34 protein-coding genes and 1 tRNA gene are annotated in these 26106 nt (G+C 37.2%); 19 read left to right on the top strand and 16 right to left on the bottom strand.

The genetic code is table 11. The features are described from left to right. Nucleotides 1-173: 173 nt before the first annotated feature. The 5 genes from KTHG_RS09310 to KTHG_RS09290 form a co-directional block, all read right to left on the bottom strand. Nucleotides 174-770, bottom strand: coding sequence for a zinc-binding dehydrogenase (locus tag KTHG_RS09310; protein ID WP_126991711.1), 597 nt, complete (start codon nt 768-770; stop codon nt 174-176). Nucleotides 771-808: 38 nt separating this feature from the next. Beyond that, on the bottom strand, nt 809-1039 hold the full coding sequence (locus KTHG_RS21815; RefSeq protein ID WP_233600622.1) for a hypothetical protein: 231 nt from the start codon (nt 1037-1039) through the stop codon (nt 809-811). Between the two features lie 315 nt (nt 1040-1354). Further along, the gene (locus KTHG_RS09300; RefSeq protein ID WP_255512421.1) at nt 1355-2278 is read right to left on the bottom strand and encodes an NAD(P)H-dependent flavin oxidoreductase; all 924 of its coding nucleotides are present in this window, start codon (nt 2276-2278) and stop codon (nt 1355-1357) included. Between the two features lie 277 nt (nt 2279-2555). Continuing rightward, a complete protein-coding gene (locus KTHG_RS09295) occupies nt 2556-3758 on the bottom strand; it encodes an MFS transporter (protein WP_139993034.1) in 1203 nt (400 codons plus the stop codon). Next, complete coding sequence (locus tag KTHG_RS09290; RefSeq protein ID WP_126991714.1) at nt 3758-4195, bottom strand: MarR family winged helix-turn-helix transcriptional regulator; 438 nt, start codon at nt 4193-4195, stop codon at nt 3758-3760. Before KTHG_RS09290 ends, KTHG_RS09295 begins: the two co-directional genes overlap by 1 nt. 117 nt (nt 4196-4312) lie before the next feature. On the opposite strand from KTHG_RS09290, the gene KTHG_RS09285 reads away from it, so the two are divergent. The 5 genes from KTHG_RS09285 to KTHG_RS09265 all read left to right on the top strand — a co-directional run bounded on the left by KTHG_RS09285 (nt 4313) and on the right by KTHG_RS09265 (nt 8290). After that, nucleotides 4313-4888: a transglutaminase-like domain-containing protein gene (locus KTHG_RS09285; RefSeq protein WP_139993032.1), complete on the top strand. Its 576-nt coding sequence runs from the start codon at nt 4313-4315 to the stop codon at nt 4886-4888. 226 nt (nt 4889-5114) lie between these two features. Then, complete coding sequence (locus KTHG_RS09280; RefSeq protein WP_126991716.1) at nt 5115-5417, top strand: metal-sensitive transcriptional regulator; 303 nt, start codon at nt 5115-5117, stop codon at nt 5415-5417. 12 nt (nt 5418-5429) lie between these two features. Next, a complete protein-coding gene (copZ, locus tag KTHG_RS09275) occupies nt 5430-5636 on the top strand; it encodes a copper chaperone CopZ (RefSeq protein WP_139993031.1) in 207 nt (68 codons plus the stop codon). A gap of 81 nt (nt 5637-5717) precedes the next feature. Beyond that, nucleotides 5718-8120, top strand: a complete 2403-nt coding sequence (locus KTHG_RS09270) for a heavy metal translocating P-type ATPase (RefSeq protein WP_139993029.1) — start codon at nt 5718-5720, stop codon at nt 8118-8120. 96 nt (nt 8121-8216) lie between these two features. Further along, nucleotides 8217-8290, top strand: a tRNA-Arg gene (locus KTHG_RS09265). Between the two features lie 252 nt (nt 8291-8542). On the opposite strand, the gene KTHG_RS09260 is transcribed toward KTHG_RS09265, so the two are convergent. Beyond that, a complete protein-coding gene (locus KTHG_RS09260) occupies nt 8543-8743 on the bottom strand; it encodes a cold-shock protein (protein ID WP_126991719.1) in 201 nt (66 codons plus the stop codon). 207 nt (nt 8744-8950) lie between these two features. Next, a complete protein-coding gene (locus tag KTHG_RS09255; protein ID WP_126991720.1) occupies nt 8951-9412 on the bottom strand; it encodes a CarD family transcriptional regulator in 462 nt (153 codons plus the stop codon). Nucleotides 9413-9775: 363 nt separating this feature from the next. Here KTHG_RS09255 and KTHG_RS09250 point away from each other — a divergent pair, with 363 nt between their 5' ends. Continuing rightward, on the top strand, nt 9776-10060 hold the full coding sequence (locus tag KTHG_RS09250) for a hypothetical protein (RefSeq protein WP_126991721.1): 285 nt from the start codon (nt 9776-9778) through the stop codon (nt 10058-10060). A gap of 52 nt (nt 10061-10112) precedes the next feature. Here KTHG_RS09250 and KTHG_RS09245 read toward each other — a convergent pair whose 3' ends face one another. Further along, nucleotides 10113-10367: a hypothetical protein gene (locus tag KTHG_RS09245; protein WP_139993027.1), complete on the bottom strand. Its 255-nt coding sequence runs from the start codon at nt 10365-10367 to the stop codon at nt 10113-10115. Between the two features lie 167 nt (nt 10368-10534). Here KTHG_RS09245 and KTHG_RS09240 point away from each other — a divergent pair, with 167 nt between their 5' ends. The 3 genes from KTHG_RS09240 to KTHG_RS21805 all read left to right on the top strand — a co-directional run bounded on the left by KTHG_RS09240 (nt 10535) and on the right by KTHG_RS21805 (nt 11593). Next, nucleotides 10535-10822, top strand: a complete 288-nt coding sequence (locus tag KTHG_RS09240) for a YjcQ family protein (protein ID WP_126991723.1) — start codon at nt 10535-10537, stop codon at nt 10820-10822. Between the two features lie 83 nt (nt 10823-10905). Then, a complete protein-coding gene (locus tag KTHG_RS21810) occupies nt 10906-11280 on the top strand; it encodes a DNA alkylation repair protein (protein ID WP_255512420.1) in 375 nt (124 codons plus the stop codon). Then, on the top strand, nt 11225-11593 hold the full coding sequence (locus tag KTHG_RS21805; protein ID WP_255512419.1) for a DNA alkylation repair protein: 369 nt from the start codon (nt 11225-11227) through the stop codon (nt 11591-11593). The genes KTHG_RS21810 and KTHG_RS21805 overlap by 56 nt, the downstream gene beginning before the upstream one ends. A gap of 40 nt (nt 11594-11633) precedes the next feature. Here the strand turns inward: KTHG_RS21805 and KTHG_RS09230 are convergent, their stop codons facing one another. Continuing rightward, nucleotides 11634-11891, bottom strand: a complete 258-nt coding sequence (locus tag KTHG_RS09230) for a hypothetical protein (protein WP_139993025.1) — start codon at nt 11889-11891, stop codon at nt 11634-11636. Nucleotides 11892-12040: 149 nt separating this feature from the next. Here KTHG_RS09230 and KTHG_RS09225 point away from each other — a divergent pair, with 149 nt between their 5' ends. From KTHG_RS09225 to KTHG_RS09215, 3 genes are all read left to right on the top strand, one after another. Beyond that, nucleotides 12041-12298 (top strand): hypothetical protein, encoded by a 258-nt coding sequence (locus KTHG_RS09225; protein ID WP_126991726.1) that lies wholly within the window; start codon nt 12041-12043, stop codon nt 12296-12298. A 131-nt stretch (nt 12299-12429) separates the two neighbouring features. Next, complete coding sequence (locus KTHG_RS09220; protein ID WP_139993023.1) at nt 12430-12846, top strand: stage III sporulation protein AH; 417 nt, start codon at nt 12430-12432, stop codon at nt 12844-12846. 57 nt (nt 12847-12903) lie between these two features. Next, the gene (locus tag KTHG_RS09215) at nt 12904-13185 is read left to right on the top strand and encodes a hypothetical protein (RefSeq protein WP_139993021.1); all 282 of its coding nucleotides are present in this window, start codon (nt 12904-12906) and stop codon (nt 13183-13185) included. An 83-nt stretch (nt 13186-13268) separates the two neighbouring features. Here KTHG_RS09215 and KTHG_RS09210 read toward each other — a convergent pair whose 3' ends face one another. Next, on the bottom strand, nt 13269-13484 hold the full coding sequence (locus KTHG_RS09210; RefSeq protein ID WP_126991728.1) for a helix-turn-helix domain-containing protein: 216 nt from the start codon (nt 13482-13484) through the stop codon (nt 13269-13271). A gap of 97 nt (nt 13485-13581) precedes the next feature. Here KTHG_RS09210 and KTHG_RS09205 point away from each other — a divergent pair, with 97 nt between their 5' ends. The 6 genes from KTHG_RS09205 to KTHG_RS09180 all read left to right on the top strand — a co-directional run bounded on the left by KTHG_RS09205 (nt 13582) and on the right by KTHG_RS09180 (nt 16939). Further along, the gene (locus tag KTHG_RS09205) at nt 13582-13860 is read left to right on the top strand and encodes a DUF3784 domain-containing protein (RefSeq protein ID WP_139993019.1); all 279 of its coding nucleotides are present in this window, start codon (nt 13582-13584) and stop codon (nt 13858-13860) included. Nucleotides 13861-13904: 44 nt separating this feature from the next. Further along, nucleotides 13905-14186 (top strand): hypothetical protein, encoded by a 282-nt coding sequence (locus KTHG_RS09200; RefSeq protein ID WP_126991730.1) that lies wholly within the window; start codon nt 13905-13907, stop codon nt 14184-14186. Between the two features lie 128 nt (nt 14187-14314). Beyond that, on the top strand, nt 14315-14767 hold the full coding sequence (locus tag KTHG_RS09195; RefSeq protein WP_126991731.1) for a LytTR family DNA-binding domain-containing protein: 453 nt from the start codon (nt 14315-14317) through the stop codon (nt 14765-14767). Continuing rightward, complete coding sequence (locus KTHG_RS09190) at nt 14764-15159, top strand: DUF3021 domain-containing protein (protein WP_139993017.1); 396 nt, start codon at nt 14764-14766, stop codon at nt 15157-15159. The genes KTHG_RS09195 and KTHG_RS09190 overlap by 4 nt, the downstream gene beginning before the upstream one ends. Before the next feature lie 11 nt (nt 15160-15170). Continuing rightward, a complete protein-coding gene (locus KTHG_RS09185) occupies nt 15171-16070 on the top strand; it encodes an ABC transporter ATP-binding protein (RefSeq protein ID WP_139993014.1) in 900 nt (299 codons plus the stop codon). Then, on the top strand, nt 16067-16939 hold the full coding sequence (locus tag KTHG_RS09180) for an ABC transporter permease (protein WP_139993012.1): 873 nt from the start codon (nt 16067-16069) through the stop codon (nt 16937-16939). Before KTHG_RS09185 ends, KTHG_RS09180 begins: the two co-directional genes overlap by 4 nt. 106 nt (nt 16940-17045) lie before the next feature. Here the strand turns inward: KTHG_RS09180 and KTHG_RS09175 are convergent, their stop codons facing one another. The 5 genes from KTHG_RS09175 to KTHG_RS09155 are packed head-to-tail and all read right to left on the bottom strand — an operon-like array spanning nt 17046 to nt 24284. Then, on the bottom strand, nt 17046-18332 hold the full coding sequence (locus KTHG_RS09175) for a nucleotide sugar dehydrogenase (protein ID WP_139993010.1): 1287 nt from the start codon (nt 18330-18332) through the stop codon (nt 17046-17048). Nucleotides 18333-18353: 21 nt separating this feature from the next. Then, nucleotides 18354-19313 carry a glycosyl hydrolase family 18 protein gene (locus KTHG_RS09170; protein ID WP_139993009.1) on the bottom strand — a complete coding sequence of 320 codons (960 nt, stop codon included), beginning with the start codon at nt 19311-19313 and terminating at the stop codon, nt 18354-18356. An 18-nt stretch (nt 19314-19331) separates the two neighbouring features. After that, nucleotides 19332-21062, bottom strand: a complete 1731-nt coding sequence (locus tag KTHG_RS09165) for a polysaccharide deacetylase family protein (protein WP_139993007.1) — start codon at nt 21060-21062, stop codon at nt 19332-19334. Next, the gene (locus KTHG_RS09160) at nt 21049-22863 is read right to left on the bottom strand and encodes a glycosyltransferase family 2 protein (protein ID WP_139993005.1); all 1815 of its coding nucleotides are present in this window, start codon (nt 22861-22863) and stop codon (nt 21049-21051) included. The genes KTHG_RS09165 and KTHG_RS09160 overlap by 14 nt, the downstream gene beginning before the upstream one ends. Next, nucleotides 22860-24284, bottom strand: a complete 1425-nt coding sequence (locus tag KTHG_RS09155; RefSeq protein ID WP_139993003.1) for a polysaccharide deacetylase family protein — start codon at nt 24282-24284, stop codon at nt 22860-22862. The genes KTHG_RS09160 and KTHG_RS09155 overlap by 4 nt, the downstream gene beginning before the upstream one ends. Nucleotides 24285-24835: 551 nt before the next feature. Between KTHG_RS09155 and KTHG_RS09150 the strand changes: the two genes are divergently transcribed. Beyond that, nucleotides 24836-25018 (top strand): hypothetical protein, encoded by a 183-nt coding sequence (locus tag KTHG_RS09150; protein ID WP_139993001.1) that lies wholly within the window; start codon nt 24836-24838, stop codon nt 25016-25018. Nucleotides 25019-25149: 131 nt separating this feature from the next. Here the strand turns inward: KTHG_RS09150 and KTHG_RS09145 are convergent, their stop codons facing one another. Beyond that, a complete protein-coding gene (locus tag KTHG_RS09145) occupies nt 25150-26022 on the bottom strand; it encodes a LysR family transcriptional regulator (protein WP_139992999.1) in 873 nt (290 codons plus the stop codon). Between the last annotated feature and the right edge of the window lie 84 nt (nt 26023-26106).

Below are 26106 nucleotides of genomic sequence, written 5' to 3'. Positions count from 1 at the left end.
TTTTACTAAAATATCTTAAAAAAATTGAGACACTTTCAAGGAGATAAATGCTTTGAAAGTGTTTTTTAATAGGAATAGAAAGTATTTGGCTTAAAAAGCATGAACATTAATAAAGAAACCACCTTTCTCCAGTTGTATACCGGAAAAAGATGGTTGAGTAAACATATGCAAGTTTAAACTTTAAAAATTATTTTCCCACTATTACGTGTACCTTCAAGTAAGCGATGTGCCTCTTTTACGCCATCAACTGTAAATGGAAGTGTGTATGCAATTTGGTCAGCTAAACCATGTTTTTCATAGAAATCAAATAAATAAGGAATGACAATATCATTTGTCATTGCTGGTGTACGTGATAGGAAAACACGTTTTACATCTGGGCGGTATGAATTGTCTGGTAAAGTCGTCATGCCAACATAGGTCGCATTTTCTTTCGCTAATATTAATGCAGCATGCTCACCAGCGTTAAATAATGAAGCATCTAATACGAAATCTGCCGTTTTTCCATGTTGCTCAATAGCTTCAGGGTCACGATAATCGACGAACATATCAGCGCCAAGCTCTTTTAAGCGCGCTTCATTTTTTTTACTAGCTACAGCAATGATCTTAACATCCCATTCTTGTGCAAGTTGAACTAAGAAGCTACCAACGCTACCAGAGGCACCAACAATAGCAATTGTATCGCCATCTTTTAGTGGATAAAAACCACCATGTAAGCCCCAATAAGCAGTTGAGGCTGTAGCTGAAAAGCTTCCTGCGAAGTCCAGTGGCATATCTTCAGGGATTTTAAAGACATTTTTATTATTAGCTGCTATATGCGTAGCATAGCCACCACCACTTGAACGAACGATAACCTTGTCACCAATTGCAAAGCCATCAAGTGGTTCATATAGTTCGACAATTTCTCCTTGTAGTTCATTTCAAGCGCCGCAAATCCTAAATTAACACGGTCGAGATATGAAATAATATACAGTAGTAAAATATAGGGTAATATATGCCACATTGTTTTAGTAGTTGTTATTTTTTCGATTGTTTGTTGCATCTACTTCGCCTCCATCATAGTTTTAATACAGTATACGAGTTATGGAGACGAGAATAGACCAATGATTATCACGGTTTTTTAAGTGTAAATTCATAAAAAAATAATGATTTTTAATGTTAGTAAAAGAATTGTTATACGGTATGTATACTTGCTATGGTATTTTTATCAAAATAGAAATAGGACTGTATAATAAAAAGAACATCTCTAATGTCCCAGCTGTTTACGGGCAATAGAGATGTGGCTACTATAAAATTTGTAGAGAAGAAATAATTTCTTGGATGCTACCTTCTCTTGCTTGATGGCTATGCTCACCCATTAAATAAAAAAATAATCAGGATTTTTCAATGTCTGATTTGCTTTTAAAATGTCTCGCGTTAGTAAATATTGATAAGGGTAAGGTGCAATACAGTTTTCTGCTATACGATTTGTGAATGCGGTAGGTAGCCCACGCGCTGGTTTTCCTGTATACGCTGTAATAAATGTTGTGCTATGCTCTGTGGAATTCAAAATGGCTTGTTTATAAGCGATTGGAATTTCACATTCTTTAGCAACAAGTAGTGCAGTTCCTATTTGTACGGTATCTGCACCGATGTTTAATACTTCTTGAATTTGAGTTGCTGTCATTAAGCCGCCAGCAGCAATGAGTGGAAGTGTTACTAATGGTCGTGTTTCTCTGATAAGTTGATGTAGAGGAACATAATCAAAAGGCATTTGGAAAGTACCTCTATGCCCACCTGCTTCACTACCTTGTAAAACAATCGCATCAAAGCCAGCGTGCGCAATGGCTAGCGCTTCATTTTTGGTTGTAGCCGTACCAATTAAAAATACATGCTGTTTTTTTAATTTATCAATGATAGTTTGATTTGGCAGACCAAAAGTAAAGGAAATAATTTTCACATCTTCTTCTATGACAGCTTGAATTTGTTCATTGAAGTGATTTTCAAAATGTAAATTAGGGGAAGCAGTAAGATTTAGTTTAGTATAATCAGATTGCAAAGCTTCGCAGGCATTTGTGAATACTTCTTTAGATAATAAAGGAGGATTTTGTACAAATAAATTAACGCCAAAAGGTTTGACTGTTTTCATACGTATCTCTTGAATAGCTAATTTTAATTCGGATTTTGTAGCATATCCTCCGGCAATAAAACCTAAAGCCCCTGCCTCACATGAAGCAGCAACAAAATTTGGTGTTGTAACCCCAGACATAGGAGCTTGAATAATTTTTACTTTGTCTAACATATGCGCTCACCTCATTAAAATAGATTATCTAATCTTATTACCCGATGACTTTATAAAATATACTTAGATCGTCAATCCCTTACAAGATATAGTAGAATTTTAATAAAGATAGATAATATGAAAAAGAGGTTGGGACAAAACACGTTATTTTCTTTTTTAGCGTTCGCAACGAAAAAACGGAACCGCGCCACCGCGCGGTTCCGTTTTTTTCTTATGCCCATAGGAGAGGTTGTTTTTATACGTATGTCCCAGCCTCTTTTTATTTTGATATGTTTAGTTAATATGCTTGTGCTGTTAATTCTTTATCTTTGCGACCATGCAGCAACATATACAGCACAAGTGTAACGAGAATTAATACTGCTAAGCCAATATACAGTGTGCCAAAGCCGAAAATTGGTTCGACAAAACCAAGAATGTATGGTCCAAAGCCAAGGCCGGCATCGAGTGCGATAAAGAATGTTGATGTGGCAAGTCCAGCGCGTGCACCTGGTGTTACTTTAAGTGCAATCGCCTGTGCACCAGACTGTAAGTTACCATAACCAGCCCCAATAATAACGGCGGCTAATAATAATAGAAATCCAGAATGTGTCACACTAAGAATGGCAAGTCCTGCTGCAAATAAAATGAAGCAAGGAACCATAATAGCATTTGAGCCTTTGGTGTCCATCAGGCGACCGCTAAATGGACGTGTAACTAAAATAGCTACAGCATAAACTAAGAAGAAGAAACTTGCCGCTGCTACTAAGTCACGCTCTTCTGCAAAGAAACTAATAAAGGATAAAATGGCGGCGTATCCAAGCGACATTAAAAACGTAATAATGGCAATTGGAATCGCATTAGGTTCAATATATTGTTTTAAACTGAATTTCACTTTAGGTGCATCAGCAGCTGGTTGTAATACCGATGCTTTTTGTACACGAACTGTTAAACCAATAATAAAAGCAAGAGCTGCTAAAATAACGCAGAATAAGAAAATCGTATTATAGGACACAAGGCGCCCAAGCATAATGCCTAAAAAAGGACCGATAGCTGTACCAAGTGTTGTACTCATACTAAAGTAGCCAATGCCCTCCGCTTTACGTGCAGAAGGAATAATTTGTGCAATGATTGTGCTTGTGGCAGTAGAGGCAACACCCGCGGCAACGCCGTTTACTAAACGGAAAATAAGAAGCATCGTAATACCACCACTATGAACGAAATAAAGTGCTGTAGTGATAATAAATGCTGCTAAGCCAATCATCATAATTTTTCGTGCACCGACATTGTTAATGACGCGTCCTGCAAACAAACGGCCGACTAATGTCCCGACAATATAAATTCCTGTAGCAAGACCTGCTTGACTTGTGGTGGCATCATATTCATTTTTAGCGAATGATGCGATGGTCACCATTAGTAAATAGAAAATTAAAATGACGATGAAATTCATCAGTGAAACGATAATGAAATCCTTCGTCCATAGCTTGTCTTTTGTATGACTCACTATTTATCCCCGGCTCTCTTTATTAAATTTTGTTGAATTTGATTTAATGTCTCAATAAACATTTGTTGCTGTTCAGCATCAATACCTGTCATTGATTCCATTTCAAATCGGTCGACATATGTACGAACTTCAGCATACATCTTGCGCCCTTCATCTGTGATGAGTAATCGCTTTTTGCGCTTATCTTCATGAGAAGGCTCAACACGTGCATAGCCTATCGACACTAAGTTTTTCATAATACGTGTCACATTTGGTTTTTCAATCCCTAATAATTTAGCGATTTCGACGGATGTTAATTGATCATCCAGAATTAAGTAATAAAGAACGGACCAATCTGAGCGATGAATGCCTTGTTGTTGTAAAATAGCATTTAATTGTGCCTCAAATGTGCGGTTCGTTAAAACAAGCTCATGATAGAGCGTCTGAAACATATGCATATTGTCACCTCATAAAAAAGTAGTTAACAAGATTAACTATTTTGTAGAACGTTTTTAATCATAAGAGATAAACCAATGTTTGTCAATACGCTATACTGACAAAAAGGGGGAAGTGAAATGAAAGAATTTTTAGAGGCAACAGCCATTATTGATTATGATGCACCCGTAATTCAGCAACTTGTAGCACAGTTATTTCATCAAGAGGATAGTGATGTTCAAAAAGCACAGAAGGCCTTTGTATATGTACGTGATAGCATTGCGCATACATGGGATATTCAATCGAATCGTGTCACTTGCTGCGCATCAGATGTTTTCGTGTATAAGGAAGGCTTTTGCTATGCAAAATCACATTTACTAGCAGCGATACTACGTTCGCAAGGAATACCCACAGGCTTTTGCTATCAAAAATTACTGCTATTTGAAACACCGGAGCAGGGCTATTGTTTACATGGCCTAAATGCAATTTATTTAGAAAATCGCTGGATACGGGTTGATGCACGGGGGAATAAACAAGGTGTTGATGCACAGTTTTCACTTGAACGTGAGCAGTTGGCTTTTACTGTGAATTCAGCGCTTGGTGAATGGGATGATAAAACAGTTTATTCAGAGCCAAATGAGGGAGTAATTCGAGCATTAAGTAAAAACAAGGATGCTAAAAAATTGTATGTATCTGGATTACCGGTGAATTTATAAATACTATACAGGGGTATATGAAGTAATAATTATAAAAATATAAAGTTATAAAAACTTGTTTTTTTAGCATTTATATTATTTTTTATGGATAAATTATAATATTTTTTAATATACCTATATAAGGTATAGATATATTGATTGAAAAATTATAAAATCTTAATAATTTACATACCCCCTTTAGGTATGGTAGACTGAAGGTGTAAATAACAGAAGGAGGATGAGGCGCATGGAACCTGAAATGATATCATGTCGAAAAAGCCACCATCCGGAAAAAGTAAAAAAAGATTTAACGGTCCGCTTGAATCGTGCGGAAGGTCAAATCAGAGGAATCAAACGCATGATTGAAGAAGATACGTATTGTGATGATGTAATTACACAACTTGCAGCAACCCAATCAGCTTTAAACAGTGTGGCTAAAATTTTACTCGAAGGTCATTTAAAAGGTTGTGTGGTTGATCGCTTAAATGAAGGCGATGACGAAGTATTGGATGAGTTACTCGTAACATTCCAAAAATTAATGCGAAAATAGGAGGCAATTCAAATGGAAAATGTAACATTAAATGTACAAGGTATGTCATGTGGACATTGCGTGAAAGCAGTAGAAAGTAGCGTAGGGGAATTAAACGGTGTAGATTCAGTAAACGTTAATTTAGAAGCGGGTCAAGTAGCTATCGCATTTGATTCAGCAGCCGTTACATTAGATACAATTAAAGAAACAATCGACGACCAAGGTTATGATGTTGTTTAAATAAGATAGGAGAGTGGAATGTCCTCTCCTTTTTATTTTCAAAATTATATACCCCTTATAGGTATGAGGAAGGTGGAAGAAATGACACAACAACTAAAAGAAAGTAATCTTCAAATATCAGGTATGACGTGTGCAGCCTGTGCTACGCGGATTGAAAAAGGTTTAAAAAAATTAGATGGTGTGGAAGATGCAAATGTAAATCTAGCGATTGAACGTTCAACCGTCCATTATGATCCGGAGAAAATAACAGAAGAAGATTTTGAAAAGAAAATTGAAGCGCTTGGCTATGGTGTTGTTAAAGAAAAACAAGAGTTTGATATTACCGGCATGACATGTGCAGCTTGTTCGGCACGTATCGAAAAGGTACTAAATAAAATGGATGGTGTATCAGTAGCAAATGTCAATTTGGCACTTGAACGGGCAACGGTAGAGTTTAATCCAAGTAAAGTGTCTACTGCAGATATTATTGCGCGCGTTGAAAAAATTGGTTACGGTGCGCATAAACACCAAGATGAGGCAGCTGTTGATTACCGAGAGCAAGCAATTAAAAAGCAACAATGGAAATTTATCGCGGCAGCAATACTATCATTACCACTTCTTTGGACGATGGTAGGGCATTTCTCCTTTACACAATGGATGTACGTACCTGATTTATTTATGAATCCGTGGTTTCAATTTACGTTAGCAACCATTGTTCAATTTGCGATAGGCTATCAATTTTATGTAGGGGCATATAAAGCACTTCGAAATGGTAGTGCGAATATGGATGTCTTAGTTGTACTTGGGACATCTGCTGCATATTTCTATAGTGTTTATGAAGTGTTAACGATGCATGGAAATCATATGCCGCATTTGTATTTTGAAACGAGTGCAGTATTAATTACATTAATTCTGCTTGGTAAATTATTTGAAGCAAAGGCAAAAGGCCGCTCATCTGAAGCAATCAAAAAATTGATGGGACTACAAGCGAAAACAGCGATTGTTGTCCGACAAGGCGAAGAACTTGAGATTCCATTAGAAGAAGTTGTTGTTGGCGATACAATTATCGTGCGACCAGGTGAAAAAATTCCTGTAGATGGGCAGGTGCTCGAGGGACATACAACGATTGATGAATCGATGTTAACAGGTGAAAGTATGCCAGTTGATAAAACACAGGGCGACGAGTTATTTGGCGCCACAATTAATAAAAATGGTGCGATTAAAATGACCGCAACGAAAGTTGGACGTGATACAGCACTCGCACAAATTATTAAAGTCGTTGAAGATGCACAAGGTACAAAAGCACCAATCCAACGTCTAGCTGATAAAATTTCAGGTATTTTTGTACCGATTGTTGTCGGCATTGCGATTATCACCTTTATTGTATGGTATTTCTTTGTACAGCCAGGTGATTTTGTGCAAGCATTAGAAGTATTAATTGCGGTACTTGTTATTGCTTGTCCATGTGCACTCGGTCTAGCAACACCAACATCGATTATGGCTGGTTCTGGACGTGCTGCTGAATATGGTATTTTATTCAAAGGTGGCGAATATCTCGAGCAAACGGGAGCGATTGATACGGTCGTCGTTGATAAAACGGGTACTGTCACAAATGGGGAGCCAGTTTTAACAGATGTGGTGACAACATTACCTGAAGCAGAATTTTTAGCATATGTGGCAAGTGCCGAACGAAAGTCAGAGCATCCTTTAGCACAAGCCATTGTGAATGGTGTGAAGGAGCGCGGCATCTCGTTATATGAGCCGCAATATTTTGAAGCAGTGCCAGGATACGGTGTGCAATCAACAATTAATGCGAAAGCGACGGTTGTTGGGACAGTTAAATTAATGGAGCAGTACGGCATTGATGTATCATTCGCACTTTCGCAAAAGCAAGCGTTTGAAAAGCAAGGGAAGACGGCTATGCTTGTGGCAATTGATGGTGAATATGCTGGCTTAATTGCTGTAGCAGATACTGTAAAAGATACGTCAAAAGAAGCGGTAGAGCGATTACATCAAATGGGTCTTGATGTGATTATGATGACAGGTGATAATGAAGCAACTGCACAAGCGATTGCGGGTGAGGTTGGTATTAAGCAAGTAATTGCAGGTGTTTTACCAGAAGGCAAAGCAAATGAAATTGAAAAATTACAACAGCAAGGCAAAAAAGTAGCGATGGTAGGCGATGGTATCAATGACGCGCCGGCCCTTGCAACGGCAACGATTGGTATGGCGATTGGTACGGGAACAGATATTGCAATGGAAGCGGCCGATATTACATTAATTCGCGGGGATCTAAATAGTATTGCAGATGCCATCTTGATGAGTAAAAAAACAATGACAAACATCAAACAAAATTTATTTTGGGCATTTGGCTATAATACATTAGGTATTCCAATTGCGGCACTTGGATTATTAGCACCATGGGTAGCAGGTGCGGCAATGGCATTTAGTTCTGTATCGGTTGTATTAAATGCACTGAGATTACAGCGTGTGAAATTAAAATAATGAAATAAAAACAGAAATTGTGTTGACGATTTCTGTTTTTTTTGCATGCCTTTTTATTTTTGTGAAATAATGCTATAATAGAAGACGTAATTTTACGTCCTTGTAGCTCAGTAGGATAGAGCAACTCCCTCCTAAGGAGTAGGTCGCAAGTTCGATTCTTGTCAAGGACATTCCAAATCAAATAAGACATTACTATATGAAGCACTTTCAATTTTTTCTATATTACAGGTTGTGTACCGTAATAATGAATAGAATGAGTTGAAGGTGTTTTTTTGACGAGGAAAAAGAGTAGGCTGATAGTAAAGAAGTTAGGTAGCTTATATCTTTTAAATGTTTTTTGCTAGTAGTACTATATTTCACGATAAAGTTATATAAAAAAAGCACCCTGTAAACAGGATGCTTTTGAAATCGTTAACTAAAAATTAAAGTTTTACGATGTTAGCAGCTTGAGGTCCGCGTTGGCCTTCTTCTACTTCGAATTCTACTTTTTGACCTTCTTCTAAAGATTTGAAACCTTCGCCTTGGATAGCTGAGAAGTGAGCGAATACGTCAGAACCGCCTTCAACTTCGATGAAACCGAAACCTTTGTCTGCGTTAAACCATTTTACTGTACCTTGTGTCATTTAAATGACCTCCATTTAATTATATTTAATAAGATTATAATTCCTCAAAAAGAAAAAATTCACATATTACAAAAAATACTAAATCAATCACTAGTACGCTTTGTAATAGGTGAATTAATTATTATCTTGTAAATTTCTTATTAAATATAGTATAAAGGAAAATATTACATTTGTCTACTATATTAATACATCTATAAAAAAATTAAATTAACTAAAAATATTTAATTGATCTTCTGTAATGCCTTTGATTAATTTTAGTTCACTACGTAAAAATTTCTGTGCATGATCTAGCATTTCTTTTTCACTTGTATTTAATGCTTTTTCTTTTTTTAAACGGCTTAAGTCGCGTACAACTTCAGCACAATCTTGCATACTACCAGTTTTTACTTTAGTTGTATTTAATGTATAGCGTTGTTTCCATGGTAGTACTTCTTCAGACTGCTCGTGCTGAAATACTTGGATAATATGATTTAATTCTACAATATCTGTAACGGGACGGATATTTGAACTTAGTATTTTATCTTTAGGTATTGTAATTTGCATATTACTGATAGCCATTTCAATAACATAATATAATTGTTTTTGTCCTGATATTTCTTTTTCTTCTACTGCTTTTATTGTACCCGCACCTTGCATTGGATAAATGATGTTTTCACCAATTTGAAACATCGAATCCACCTCCGTTTATAGTCATCTATTTCATAATAACATTTAAACGTAATTTTATCAAATTTTTAATGATAGCATAAAGTTATTTTTCGTGTCAAATTATTTCTATTAAAAAATCATTGATAATAATATGGATAGAAAAAATAAGACAATTATAATAATAATTTATTAAAAATAACCTCTTATATTTTAAAATAATGCGACTTTAGAATGGATGTTCAGCGTTGTACAAATGACAGGAATTTGTTATATTCAATACAAAGTGAATACGTTGGTTTTAAAAAATATTGAATTTAGTTTATAGGTAAGTAAATAGGGTATATGGGATTGTTGGAATAGAGAAAATCAGAGGGTGAAGCTACGATGGAATTTAGTGCAAATGATGTTTATTTAACGTGCGTATTACAAAATTATGAAAATGCAATCAATCTACATATGAAGCGCTTGTCTGATTATGAGCAAAGCATTGCAGGCTATGAGCAAGATTTAAAAGAATTTAGTCTTGAAGAGCAACAAATGAATGCGGAAGCAAAAACCATTTATATTGAGTTGCAACTGTTATTAGAAGAGATGCGTGTAGATGCGGCGACATTAAAGCGTCATATTAATGAATGCCAGCAAAAGATTGAGCGTTTGAAACAAATATAATGATGAAAAGCAGGTAACATGTGGGGGCATGTTACTTGCTTTTTTCATACGATTAAATCGAACCGATAGATAAACCAATAATGAAATACAATGTTGTAATAAATCCAGCAAAGAGTAACCATAAAACTAAAAACGAACGCTTGCCTTTAATAAATACGTAAAGACTAACGCCGAAAGCTAAAAATGAAGCAGTAATACCCCAAAAATCCCACACATAGCCATTCGGTATGAGATAAAGGCTTTTTGTTAAAAAGAATAGTAGAAATAAGCTATGATAACAAAAAATACCCCATAGTAATCCATTCATAGACCCTGCCTCCTTTTATTTTCACTATATAAAAGAAGTACAAATGTGTCAAAAATGTGTACATATTGGTTTTAGATTTATTTGTTTTGGGAAAAGATAAACAAAGCCGAGATATGAAATGATTCGTATACCCGACTTAAATGAGTAATTGGTATGGAGGGATTTTTATGAATTTAGAACGTTTACAATATAGTTTTATTAAAGAATTAGAGCGCAAAAACACAAAAATTTGTGCTGCTGATTATGGTGTTGACGTTGCAAAATTTCAACATTTTGTATATCAGCTACAAAAAGATGGCTATATTAGCAACGTACATTTAGCTCCAGAGGGTGGCTTAGATTTGAAAAAAGCAGAAATTACTTATACGGGAATGAAATACTTAGCAGAGCATTTTGAGTGGATTATGCCTTATCGTGATGCGGTTGACCGAAAAGTTTGGATTGCACAATCATAATTATAGATTATTCACGCGGTGCAACGAGCATCGCGTTTTTTTTAGTTTCACCGTATAATGAATGGACGAAGGAGAGATGAACGATGTCGATTCATGAACGTCTAAAGGCAGTGCAAGAGCCATCTTACCGAGAATTTACAAAAAAATTAATTCCGAATGAGCCAGATATTTTAGGTGTGCGTATTCCTGTGCTTCGCCAGCTAGCAAAAGAAATTATAAAAGATGAGCCACTTACTTTTTTAGCAGAAGTAGAAAATCGCTATTTTGAAGAAACACAGCTAGAAGGCTTTGTTATTGGCATGATGAAAATGCCTGCAGAGGAACGGATTCCTTATGTGGAGGCATTTATTCCAAAAATTCGCAATTGGTCGGTATGTGATGGCTTTTGCTCAGCACTAAAAGATGCAAAAAAATCAAGCGCTTTACTGGCCACTTGTGGAAAAGTATGCCGCAAGTGATAAAGCGTATGATCAACGTTTTGCAGCGGTGATGATGCTCAATTATTATATTAATGACGACTACACCGAAAAAAGTTTAGCGCTATTAGATACGCTGAAGCATGATGATTATTATGTTCGTATGGGTGTCGCATGGTCAGTGTCCATGTTCTTTATTCGAAAACCGATTGAAACGATGCCATATTTACAGCAGAATACATTGGATGACTGGACGTATAATAAGGCTTTATCGAAAATTACAGAGTCGCTTCGTGTATCGAAGGAAACGAAAGATCGTATTCGCGCAATGAAGCGTAAAAAGAAAGTGCAATAAAAAGAACCTCTTCTGTGTAATGGAAGAGGTTCTTTTTTAGTTAAAAATCAATCGTCATATGGACACGAACAACTGATAAAATACCACATACTGCGACTGGAAATCCACAAAATAAAAGCGGAAATAGCGAGGGAATAAAAAAGCTAAGAAGCATACAGACAATCCCCGCTGTAAAATAGCTAATCGCAATACCCATTGTCATACGCTTGTTCATACGGTTCTGTAGGCGTCGTCCGATATAAAGAAAAAATGCGATACCGATGAAGAGACCAATAATCGTAAGAAAAAATTCAACCAAGATGTCGCCTCCTTTGTAGCATATTCCTTCTAAGTCTATCATGTTAGAAATGGTGATGCTTACTGATAAAGAAATTCCTTTAAAGAATAGTATGAAAAGGATTACAAATGGTAGAAAACGGTTATTTATTATGAAAGGGGTGATGTTCAATGAATATGCAAGAGCTTGATGTGCAATTAAAGCGAGGTCGCGAAATTGGCTTCATATTCCAAAATGCACATTATTATATTGCGCAGCGGAATGGTGGCTTTGTACTTGTAGAAATCGTTGGCACACAGGAAATTGACCGCTCGATGCGCACGTCGAATTGTGAAGCGTTTATACGCGATACCGAAATTATGGGCTTACCATTATCGACTATTTTTTCAAGTTGTCATGAGGATGTAAAACAGCTGACGATTTATTAGCCAGCTGTTTTTTTAGGTCCATTGCTCGGTAGTTTTTCGCTGTATAATATTTTATAATTGTAATTATTAAAATTTTCAGTCGAGTGGAAGGGTGAATAACATGGAATTTGAATTACATAATGATGTGACAGGTGACGCATATCAATCATTTATTGAAGCGGCATGTAAAAAAAAGTGCGAAATTTCACTTAGTCATTCGTAAAGAAGTTGCGGTAGCGCAGTCTGCTAAAGCAATTTTAAAAAAATTAGAGCCATCATTGATTCAGAAAGTCGAAAAATCAGAATGGGCGAGCACTATTCTAGATGGCGAAACAGCATATGTATATTATTATCATACTGATGATGCCGCGAAGAAAGTGTTACAGCAAGCCGTATCCTCACTTTATGCATGGCAGCAACCAAACTTTCCTGAAGATTTATCTTTTTTCCGTGACAACGGGGCAGACTGGCTTGCAACATCGAGTCGTGAACAGAATTGTCATTTGACGCTAGAACCGCAGGAAGCAAAAGAATTGCTAGATAAGGTAGCAACATTGCAATTCGATTAGGGAGTAGTCACGCATTGGCGTGGCTTTTTTTAGTGGTGAAAAGCGGATAAAAAAGTAGTGCCGTATCAAGTTGCAAAAGGCGAAGAAAACTATACATTTACATTACATGTTGATAAGAGTGCAATTCATATTCAAATTGAAAAAGAAAATCGATCAATAGGGCCATTTGAATTTAAACAAATTCAACGTTTTATTATTTTAGATAATGAAATCAATAAAAAGCGTTTTGCATTCGAAGTTATTCATGGAGACACTGTGCAATTACTAGAATTAAAATGGAAATCATATTTCAGTGTTATTTTAAAAGAAAAATTGTCTATCGAATCATTTGCGGTATAGAAGTTTATGGCAAGGAGGGAAATAGTGTACCATGCCATACCTAACAGCGTCGACCGTATGGGATGAGCGCTGTTTTGGAGTGCTTAAAAATCTGTATCGTCTGGTACATAGTGTAATAAATCACCTGGCTGACAGTCGAGTGCCTGACAGAGTGCGATTAATGTTGAAAAACGAATCGCTTTCGCTTTACCTGTTTTTAAATGGGATAGATTAGCGTTTGTCATGCCGATAATTTGTGCTAAATCTTGTGATTTCAATTGTTTTTTTGCTAACTGTTTTTCGAGTTCTATGTGAATCATATGATACCGTCCTTATATAGGGAAAGCCCGTTTATTTCTTTTAATCCCATTATTTTCTAACTTTGTTTTATAATAAGTGTAACAGTGAGGTGAGGATATGACAATTGAGTTACTCGTATTTGGTGTAGTAATGATTGTGTGCGGCTATTTAATCGGTGTGAAAAAGCTTTGGCAGCTACTAGCAGGTGTGCAAATTAAGCGCGCAAAGGATCCAGAAAAGACAGCTAACTTTCTAGCAACGCTGATGTTAATTGTCGGTGCTTTCGTCGTTACAATGGGGGTAGTTGGTATTACACCTGCAGAGATGGTTTTGACACCAGTTGTTTTTGTGCTGTTACTTGCGGTGCTTTACGTCAATGTGAAGATGATGCGTTGAACAAATTTAAATGGGGTATCAAATAGCAAAGGGGGCGATGCTTTGTGGCAAATGGGCTCTATGTCTATACACTTAGCGTGCTTGGCTTAATGTTCGCGTTTACAAATATGTATTTGATGAATAAGATGACAGGCTCCTCAGCAGAGATCGTAACGTCGATGCTAACTTTGCTAACCTTTGCGACGTTTATCGGTGTTTGTGGACTACTCATTTATTGTCGTGCGAAACAGTTAATGACTACGGGAGAAATGATTGGCTACTCGGTGCTGACACTTGTGACGGGCGTAATATCTGGTTTTATTACATTGTTTGCGCAACTTTACTAAACAAGGTTGCGTTTTTTTTGTGCCACTTAATTAAAAAAAATGACGTGTTAGGTTAGAAAAACGACCACATACAATGGATTTTAGAAATAGGAGAAAGAAGGGAGTTATAGTAGATGCAGGAGGATGATATGAACATTCATTTACACATTGAACCCGCGCACGAGGGGTTAGATGTCCATGTTTATACTGCGCAATATGACGAGCGTGTCGAAATGTTAATGAAGGGCTTAAAGCAACAGCGTGCAACGACTGTTGTTGGGTATATAGAGGAGGATATTCACCTCATTAAAATTGAGGAGGTATTTTCTATCTTTGTAGAAGAAGCGAAAGTTTTTATTCAAACGGAGGAAGAGGAATATCGTGCGAAGCTGAAATTGTATGAGCTAGAGGAACAATTTGAAAAACAATTGATTCGTGTGAATAAATCGACACTTGTTCAAATTAATCATATTCAATCATTGCAGTTAAAAGCATTAGGAACGACGCAAGTAGTGTTATCAAATGGTGTGGAAATTCCGATTAGTCGCAAATTTCTAAAGCCACTCAAGGAAAAACTAGGTATAGGGAGGGGCGCACAATGAGATTTTTATTAAATGCGATTACAGGTGCAATGATTGGCATGACGATTTGTACGATTATTATCGCGCTCACGACAACTGGGAGTATCTCTATTGAAAATTTACGTCAACAATTACTCATCTCCTCGATGATGGGTGCTTTTATTGGCTTGTTTACACATATTTTTACGATGGAACGTTTCCCAATGATTGTTGCACTAATCCTTCATTTTATAGCGACCTATATGAGCGTATTAGTTGCTGGTTATATGGGTCATTGGTATGTGTTTACTTGGCTATCTTTCGGCTTTTTAACATTCTATTTTGTCGTTATTTATAGCTTAATTTGGCTATTTCAATATCAGTCATTGAAGCGACAAGTGTATGAGGTGAATGAATTCATCCGTAAAAAATAGGAGGTATGTTTATGAATGCGATTGAAGTGACGAATTTGGTAAAAACGTACAACGACAAAGTCGCGGTTAACGATATTTCATTTACGGTAGAAGAAGGCTCTTTTTTCGCTTTTTTAGGAGCAAATGGTGCGGGAAAATCGACGACAATTGAAATTTTATGTACATTACGTCAGGCGACAACTGGTGAAGTAATGGTTGCAGGTCAATCTCTTGGTACATTGAAAGGAAATGAGCATATTCGCCGTTCTATTGGCATTGTGTTTCAACAAAATTTGCTGGATGACTATTTAACAGTATATGAAAACATTCGTCACCGAGGTCGCTTTTATCAACAATCGAAAAAGAAATTTGAAGAAAATTATGCATTCGTGAATCATTATTTAAAGCTAGATGATATTGCACATAAGCGTTATGAGAAGCTATCAGGTGGGCAACGTCGTCGTGCAGATATTGCGCGTGCATTGATTCATCGACCACATATTTTATTTTTAGATGAGCCAACAACCGGCTTAGATCCGCAAACGCGTCGCTTCGTTTGGAATGCGGTACGAACACTTTGTCAGGAAACGAATATGACGATTTTTTTAACGACACATTATATGGAAGAAGCGGCGGTGGCTGATAAAATTATCATTATGAAAGAAGGCACTATTGTTGCAGAGGGCTCACCAGAAAGCTTAAAGGCAGCCTATGCAGCGGATGAATTAATTATTGTATTAAAAGAGGATGCCGAACTGCCCGCAGAGCTACATGCTACAAAAATAGGAGAACGCTATCATTTTCAACTTGAGGATACACGAGATGCCCTGCCACTGCTACTGAAGCTGCGCCCATATATCGCATCTTTTGAGGTTATTAAAGGATCGCTTGACGATGTCTTTATTCGCCTGAATGAGGAGAGACGCGTATGAGTGCTTTAGCAAACTTTGTTATTCGTAACAATAAGATGTTTTTCCGCAACCGGATGCAAGTTTTTTTCTCTGTGCTATCGATTATTATTTCAATTGGACTGTATGCGATTTTTTTGCAGAAGCTACAAGTAGATTCTATTGCTGAAATGGCGAAGCAAAATGCGGCGATTAAAACACTTGTGAATGAATGGATGATTGCGGGCGTATTATCGATTATTCCTGTCACATCGACACTTGGGGCATATAGTTTATATGTTCAAGATAACGAGCGCAAAATATTATATGATTTTTTGACGACGCCGATGTCACGTCATACGATTCAGTTTAGCTATATGTTAAGTGCTTTCCAAATTGGACTGTTCATGACATTGATTGCTTTTATTGGCTGTGAAATTTTTCTCGTAGCTACTGGTGGTGAATGGCTAAGTTTCACGAGCTTGTTAAAAGTATTAGGTGTTCTTGTATTAGCAGTCTTTTTGAGCAGTGTTATGATGTTTTTCTTCACATTAATTATTAAAAATTCGGGTACATTTTCGGCCTTTGCATCAATTGTTAGTACAATGATTGGCTTTTTGTGTGGCGTGTATGTGCCAATGGGTGTGCTACCCGTCTTTGTACAAAAAGTGGTTGAAATTTTCCCGATTAGTCATACGACAGTGTTACTGCGTCAATTGTTTATGGAGCCAACATTGCCAACAGTCTTTGGTAATATGACGGCGAACAAGGAGTCGTATATGCTCGCCTTTGGTGGACAATATAAGGTCAATGGCGCTATTCTAACAATGGCACAAAGTACAGGGTATGTCATCTTCGCAATCGTCGTTTTTACGCTCATTTCCCTCGTGATTTATCGCTTGAAAAACAAATAGCATTGCAACAACAGCTTTCATCACGTATAATGAAGGCAATTCTATAAAATGTTCTTATATACCAGACATTTAAAACGACTTCTCTTTTGAGAAGTCGTTTTTTTGTTTATAAGCTCCAAACATCAAAATCTTGGACAGTTAAATCGTGCCGATTATATAAATGTTTTAAATCAAATAAGAGCTTACTGTCTGCTGAAAAATGAGTGTGTAATGTCTCTACTGGGAAGGCTTCTAAGAACACATCATGTTTCACCGCAACGATAAGCGCATCTAATTTTTGGAGGTCGTCGAATGAACAAAGCTCAATGCCGTATTCACATACGGTTTCTTTTGCATCGGCATACGGGTCATAAATGTGTAAATCGAAACCATATTGCTGTAGCTCTGTAATAATATCGATGACTTTCGAATTGCGCGTATCGGGACAATTTTCTTTAAACGTAACGCCCAGTACCCCCACCTTACGCGTCGTTTTTTGCGGGTATTTTGTGAAGAATTGCTTGGTGAAATTTTCGACAATGTAATGGGCGAGGCCGTCGTTGACTTGACGTCCTGCGGCGATAATTTTTGATTTGCATCCGAGTACTTCCGCTTTGTAGAGAAAATAATATGGATCGACACCGATGCAGTGCCCTCCTACAAGCCCTGGTGTAAAGGGGAGGAAATTCCACTTCGTTCCAGCCGCTTCGAGCACTTCATTTGTATCGATATTCATTTTGTTGAAAATCATCGATAATTCATTCATAAAAGCGATGTTAATATCACGCTGTGCATTTTCAATGATTTTGGCTGCCTCTGCTACACGAATCGACGGCGCAATATGAAGACCTGCATCAATGATGGAACCGTAAATCTCTTGTAACACAGTGAGTGATGCTTCATCAGAAGCGGAAACAATTTTTAAAATGGTTCGTAAGCTATTATTTTTGTCACCAGGATTGATACGCTCTGGCGAATAACCAACTGCAAAGTCCTGTTCAAACTGTAAATTTGATTGTGCTTCTAAAATAGGTACACAAATTTCTTCTGTTGTACCAGGGTAAACCGTCGATTCAAAAACGACAATATCCCCCTTACATAAGTGACGACTAATGATTTCACAAGCGCCAATGAGTGGCTCAAGATTAGGTGTTTTATCTAAATGAATCGGTGTAGGAACCGTCACGATATACATATTACAAGAAGTTAATAATGTTTCGTCATATGTGAATTGTACAGCAGCTGCTTGAAGTTTTTCATTCCCGATTTCTTTTGTAGGATCGATGCCTTCTTTGTAAAGAGCGATTTTTTCACGTTGGATATCAAAGCCTATTACATCATAAGCATGTGATAACTCAACAGCCAGTGGCAATCCGACATATCCTAAACCAACTATGGCAATTTTGTGTGGCATTCTCTACACCTCCATTAATAATTAGTCGTCTTTGAGCATTGTTAGCGTTTTTTCAGCTATACCACCTGCACGCCAATAGGCAAAATACGTATAGTTCTTTTTCTGCATATAATCACGCCATTGTTTAAGTGTTTCTGTGTCGCTGTACCATACTTCACTACCATCTTCATTTGTAAATGACATGGCGGCACTCGCTGAATCACGTTTTGCTTTAGATGTATCAAGTGCTGCGATCTCTTTATCCGTTAAACTTTTTACACCATCTTGTGTGAAAAGGAAGCCACCAAGTGAAAAGGCGATGGTGATGTTTTTTGCGTCATTTGGAAACCGTTTTGCGAGTGTATCTAAAAACTCAAAATTTGCTTTTGGACCGGCATCATTATGCGGACCATGAAGATTATAGGCCATAATAATAAATTGGGTATTGGCCGGTAGAGGCGCCTTAAATGTTGGCTCAATGACGACACGTAAGGCTAATTCTTCATCATTTAGTTGCTGCTGTAAGTCTTTTATAAATTGAAGATACTGTGCTTCTTTGTCGGCTGGAATATTTTCATAATCTAGTTCGAGCCCATCGACCTGTGCTTGTTTTGTTAGATGAATGAGCTGTTGCTGATGCTTTTTTGGGTTATCCAACATGCTATTGATGACTGCAATGGATTTTAATTCTTTCTTGCCTTGAATTTGATCATTCACAACGGTTAAATAACGTTTTGCATGTAAATGCTTTGAATCCATAATTAATTTTTTAGAAGAAGCCGGTAGGAAACTAGTATGTTCTTTATTGTAATAGATACCGAATAATGATACGCTGCCGAGCGCATCTCCTAGCTTTTGTGCATCTTGAAGTCCGGCTTCTGGCTGCCAATCAACAAGCCACATACTAGAAGAAGCTGTTGACTTAGTGGCTTTGTTTTGGCTATAAAGATAGAAGCCTAGCAGCATGATGATAATCAAAGTGGCTACAAATAATTTCTTCATCCTGTTGCTACACCTCCATTAAAATGTTTGAATAAAGAAATCGACAACATTATCATATTGTTTTTTCGCACTATCACGAACACGTTCAGCGACAGAAGCGCGTGTGGAGTATAAAATTTCGCGGTTTTTGGAAACGATTACATCTTCAAAAAAGGCATCGTAGCGTGTATCTGTATATTGTTCTTTCTCGCTATCACTTGTTAAGTGCTCTCCAGATAATGTGAGCGCAAAATCAGCTAATTCTTTTGGTAACTTAGCTTCGTAATGTTTGTTATCGACCGTAATTAAAAGCGTGTTTTTCACTGCCTGAACGCGTACATAGCGATCATTCATTATATTATTTGGATACGTCTCGGAATTGACACGAGAACCTTGCTGCGTTTCAAGATACGTATAATTGGTTGCTTTACCAAAGGCGTAATTTTCATTTTTCCAATCAATTTCTGGTAAGTTGATTTTTTGAAGCTGGCTTTTTTTGTAGCCATTTTCTGTTGCAATGAGTAGTTTATTTTTTTGTAAGCTAATTTTAGCTTTTACTACACCGTCGGATAATGTCATGCTTTGTGTGCCCATAATAGCCCCATTAAAATCTGCTTCGACAATCGACTGTGCGGGCCATTTTTTTGTTAATGTTGCGGAAACTTCTTTACTCGCCTCAGAGGTTAAAATAATTTGTTGTTTTGTAAATTCACCATAACCTTGTTCGACAATCCAATCATTTGCAAGCTTTTTGTTCCCAGTGACCATTTTAATGTCCAAATCAGATTCATCTTTCATTTTTAATAGCATGTGGTTTGTTGACCAGAATGGTGCAATTTGAAGGCGATTTAGATTGTAAATATTTTGTTCGGCGTCGTTATAGCTTTGATGGTTTGTATTGAAATGTAGGGAGAAGAGATGTTGGATATTACGTTCATTCACCTTCTCAACACTGTCATCCATCATATTGTACATAGCATTTGAGTGCATAATGGCATAGGCTTTTGGTAGCGCGCCACCATCTTGCGTATAGAGCTTTTTCATTTTTGTATACTCATTTGTCAAACGTGTGTCCATTTCTTCATTTGTTTCTTTTGGAATCATATACTCATCGCGTAAATAATCCATTAAAAAGTGGTTGTAGTATTCGATTTTTGTTTTATCGGTAACATTCTTTTCAGCAATCTCACCGAGGTAGTCACCATTTGGAGCATAGGCATTAATGTACGAAAGGTGATTACCATTTGTGCCATGCTCCCAGTAGCCACTGTCAACCATCGCTTGAATATCTTTTGTTGTTAAAAATTTATTGTCCTTACTTTGCATATTATCGGCATACGTAAACATCGTTGCTTTGAAATTTAACTCTTCGAGGGTAGCTTGTGAGAAAATACTTGAATCGGTACGCCCATCTTCAAACGATAAGAACAGCGCTTTTTCAGGAAGCGGTGTTCCCTTGTTATAAAAATCAATAATTTGTTGCTGTGAAATTGTAGTGAAGCCTTGTTCCTTTAATATGCTAAGCTGCTTGTTTAATTGTTCGCGTCCAATATGTTTTGTTGAGCCGCTACGATCTACACCAAAGTACGAGATAGCAACAAAGCCTTTTGCATCATTTGCAGCTGCTTTTGGTTCTTCATAATGATAAAGAAAGAACACCGATTTGATGACAAAAAAGCCAGCAGCAATAATCGCAATGACTTCTAAAATTGTACGGATGACCTTATGACGATTTTTTGCTTTGACATTTAATTCCTTATTTTTCGCCATCTAGACGACCTCCTCGCTTTAGTGTCGCACGACGCATTTTTCGTTCTTCTTTTAAACGACGTTCCTCTAAATCTTGTGGGGTATCGCGCGTTCCCCATGTAGATTTCCAGAAAGTAAACCAAGCAATTGGCATTTGCCAAAGTAGCACGAACTCATAAAATAATACGAATGTTAAACCATGTAACCAAAGTGTACTTTTACGGAATAACAGATGGGCAAAGCTTAGGAGTAGTGCCATAACTGTGAGTCCCACAACAAAGGTTGTCGGAAATACCTGGTGTGCAATTGGGACATAAATTAAATTGTAGACAACGACAATAGGTGCCGCAATCGGGACAATCAAGCCGACGATAAAGAACAGGAACATGAGCGGCTCTTTTTTCCACATAAACGTTAGTGCGCGTAACGATTCACGTAGCCAAGAACGTTTCCAGCGCATTTGTTGCTTTAAAAATACATTAAATTGAGATGGCACAATTGTTGAACAAATCGCCGCATCTTGATAAGCAGTCCGATGTGTTTTTAAAATATAGTTTGTCATACTACGATCATCGCCAAAGGTAGCGGGGTGGCCTAAAAATTGTTGCTTTAACCAGGCATCCTGATGCTTCTCAATTAAATCTTTACGATAGCAGGATAGAGGGCCTGAGAGACATGTCACAACATCGAAATATGACTCGGCTGCTTTCATAATGCGGAAAGCGATGTAGTAACGCACGGTTTGTAGCTTTGTCATCGTATTTGTATATTTATTTTCGACTTCTGTACGACCAGAAACGCCACCCATTTTAGGGTCTTGGAATGGCTGTACGATATTACGAATGGCATTTGGTTCTAAAAAGCTATCTGAATCGACGAAAACAATCAGTTCATGCTTTGCTTTTTCAACGCCGGCAACGAGTGCTTCGCGTTTGCCACTATTTTGCGCTAGACGAATCAATTGTAGACGTTCTGCAATTTGAAAGCGCTCCCCGTCTCTTGCTAATTCTTGAATCGTGCGCTGAGCATTACGGAATGTCTCATCTGTCGAGCAGTCATCAACAACGATAATTTCTAATTTATTAATCGGATAATCCTGGTCGACACATGTAGCAATTGTGCGGTGAATCCACTGTTCCTCATTAAAGGCTGGAATAATAATGGTGACACCCGGTTCATAATGTGGATTGATCGGAACATTTCGGTAAAAGAGCCCAAATACATAACGACTTAATAAAAACGTTGCAGCAATTAAACTATATAAATAAAGGAATTTATTGAATTTAAAATACAATACACTTTCCGTACGCATTAGGAGCACGATGACAGCACAGAATAGTAAAAATAAACTTGCAGCAAAAATGGATAATCCCCAGCGTCTTTTTTTCATGTAACGGTTCAGTGGTTGTTCAAATTCAAAAGCTTGGTAGTAGTCACCATCTTCCTCGTAAGCACGAATAGGTGTAGCTCGGATGCTTACACGTGCCTCGTAACCCTCTGGCATAACGCCACCATCTATTTTAAATTTCAGGGTTACTGCTTGCTCAGTATGAATGGGCTCATCTGAACGTACAAGCATGCCTTTATTAGAAATGTCTAAACAAGTGACGGTTTGGGCCGCTTCTTTTGTAGAGAGTAGTTTTACTGGGAAATTGCTAACATAACGTTGACCTTGTTGGCGCTGTACGTATTGCTCATTTGCGTCTAAATCATTTGCTGAAATACCACGTCGGTCGACTTGATGGCGTATTTGATGTGGGTCTGGAATATTAGATAATTTACGTCGGTCTTTTTTCGCCAATGTTAATACTTCTTGTATCATCTATCGTCACCTTCATTCGTGTAATAGTCATAGTCTTCTAACATATCCGAGACTAAACGGAATTGATAGCCTCGTTCTTCGTAAGTCTCTAAAATTGTTGGTAACACAGTTAAGATATGGGAGTCGTCTAGAATATGCATGCCAAGAATACTACCTGGCTGCCCTTTATCGAGTACCGTATTTAATACTTTTTTTGATGAACGCGTCATATCCCAGTCAAAAGATGCGACATCATATAAAATAATGTAATCCATACCCGTTGCAGTAATCGCCTGTGCACTTTTATAGTCGATTGAGCCATAAGGTGGACGATACATACGATTTCCTGGCTTTTGAATTGCATAAGAGATGGCTTTGTCAGTTTTTATAACGGATTCTTGTAAGCGCTTAGGCGTAAGGGTAGTGGAATCGTCATGGGCATAAGAGTGATTTGCTACTTCATGTCCTTGGTCCACAATTTGTTTAGCAAGTTGCGGAGAGGTATGAACACCGTTTCCAATTAAGAAAAAGGTCGCTTTTACGTGATGCTCTCGTAAAATATTGAGCACCTTTGTAAGGGTTTCCTCACTGCTCCAGTCATCAAATGTAATCGCGAGCTCTTTTTTGCCATTTGTTTTGAAGCGTTTGACAATGTTGGGCTGAACATCTTTATAATCTTCTGCATAATTTAAATTGTTTGTTTTATAGTTGTTGGTTAAATACGCATGCTTCATCGCTTCTTTAATGGTGGTCATTTCATAGCCTTGCTTGGCGAACATTTTTTTAAGCATCGGAATGGCATGAATGACCTCATCATTTAAATACGTATTCAGTTCAAGAATCGAGCCGCTTTTTGCCCAGCGCTTTGCATATTTTGTGATTTCTTCAGCGCTTTGCATGTCACCGTCTTTTGGATTGATATTATTCGTAACAACTTGCATGCCTAGTTCAGCAGCTGCTTGTTCGAAATTGCTACTTGAATCTCCAGAACGAGAACGAACTAAATTTGGTTCGATACCTAATTTATCCTTCATTACTTTATTAGCAAGGGAAATTTCTAAGTACGCTTCTTCATAAGTTAATTTCTCAGGCATGACAAAGTTTAACGTGTTATTTTCCACATCATGACCATCTGCTAAAATTCGTTTCACAAGATCAGGGCGTTCAGCAACTTCAATACCAGGAATAAAGAAAGTTGCTGTTATATTATTCGCTTTTAATTCAGTGAGTAATTGGTCCATTTTGCCATCATCTGCAAGTCCATTAAATGTAAGTGCGATGAGTTTTTCAGGGATTTTTACTTGTGAAATAGGTTCTACAGATTTTTTTGAAGGTGTTGGAATCGTTATTTTTTCATGTGCTTTTGTTACGGGTTGTGCCTCTTCTCCCGCACATCCTGCTAGTAACATGCAAGAGAGAAGAGTATAGCTTAATTTTTTCATGTGCTCACCGTCCTTATTTGCTTTTTACTATAAATGCCCCAAAAAAAATAAAATAACCTAGTTCATAAAGTCTATTTTTATATCTATTTAACTAGTGTGAAATTAAATTTAACTTATTTTTAATATTGATATAATCAAAAAGATATACTTAAGGTTAAAAAGAAGTTAAAAACTATGAGGAAAGACATGTTTTTGATATTCGGGATTTTCTAGCAATTATTTTACAAAAAAGAGGTTTGTTTCGATAAAAAGTGATAGGAGAGAATGTTATGGTCATTCATTCAATTTTTATGGAACAAGCGATGCTTGCTGTAATGAAAAAATACATTAATCCCCAGACAAAAAGTCAAACGTTTTCAGCTATTGTCTATAATCTTAGGCAAAAGCAAATGTACAACACGTTGTCGTCCTCCGTTTTATAAAAAGGTGCAACAATAGATAAGTGTGTACAGACAATCTATGCAAAATTTACGGCGGACAAAGCATTAACTGCAAGCAAGATTGTATATTTACGTTTCCCTACACTAGATAAAATGATTGAGGTTGAAAAAATGATGCGAAAGCGACGTATGATGGAAATAATGATGCGGATGGCGCGTACAAAATCGGATGTAGACATGACGGTTATGCATTTATTATCAACGATTTCAAAAAGTTCGATGTCATCAGCCGAAAAGGAAGTTCTGATGAATCATTTGAAAGATGTACAAAAACAGGATGAAAAAAACAAATAATCCGCTTGCTGAGCGTAGTTCTAAACGTATCGAAAAGCGTCAATCTTATGCGGATGTTTTACGTGTCTATCGGTAATAAAAGATGAAAAAGACACCTCCAAATTTTTGGAGGTGTCTTTTTAATGCAGAAGTTATTTTTGGTCGACATATTGTTGTAAGTAGGAAATAAAGCGTTTTGTAGCGGGTGCAATCGTTTTAAAGGAAGGTGCTGCAATGCCGATTGTACGGTATTCCTCAGGTTCTAATTTAATAATATGAATATTTTCAGGGATACGGAACATCGCTAATTCTGAAAGCACACTAATGCCCATACCATGCGATACCATTGAAAAGATGGCTTGGTCGTCTGCTAGTTCAAAGCGGACATTGGGGATGATTTGTTGTTGCTTTAAAATCCGTCGTAAATCATTGTCACTACCCTTTTTTGCACGTATAAATGGCTGTTCTTTAATATCAGCCCATGTGACGGCATCAAGTTTTGTAAACGGATGATGCTCCTCCACAAAACAGACCATGCGATCTTTTTTAAGCGGAATAACATCCAATTGATAGGAAGTAGGGAGTGATACAAAACCGAAATCGACATAGCCATTCGCAATCCACGACTCAATGGCGTCATAATCTCCCTCGTAGAGTTGAATATCAATATTAGGGTAGAGTTCGGTGAACTGCTGTAAGATTTCTGGTAGCCACTGCGAAGATACACTTGAAAAAGTCCCGATGCGTACTTCACCAACGATAAGGCCGTTAATGTTGGCGATTTCTTGTGCCATTTCTTTTTGTGTTTTGAGCATGGCTTGCATATAGCTAAGCATACGTTCGCCGTTTGTTGTTAAATGAATACCCGCACGCCCCCGAGTTAATAACGAAAAGCCGTATTCCTTTTCTAAACTAGAGACAGCATGGCTAACGGCAGACTGCGTAAGTCCAAGTTTGTCGCCAGCTTTTGCAAAGCTTCCTAACTCAATAATTGTGCTAATAATTTCAAATTTTGCTAGAGACATGACCATTTCTCCTTACGTGAATTTTTTTCATGTAAATCGTCAAAAACATTCATTTTTCTTATATGTATAAGGCTATTATAATAA

Origin of the sequence: Kurthia sp. Dielmo (genome assembly GCF_000307285.2) — a bacterium.
GTDB lineage: Bacteria > Bacillota > Bacilli > Bacillales_A > Planococcaceae > Kurthia > Kurthia populi.
The sequence above is the reverse complement of the archived record's forward strand: the minus strand, read 5'-3'. Positions and strand labels throughout refer to the sequence as shown.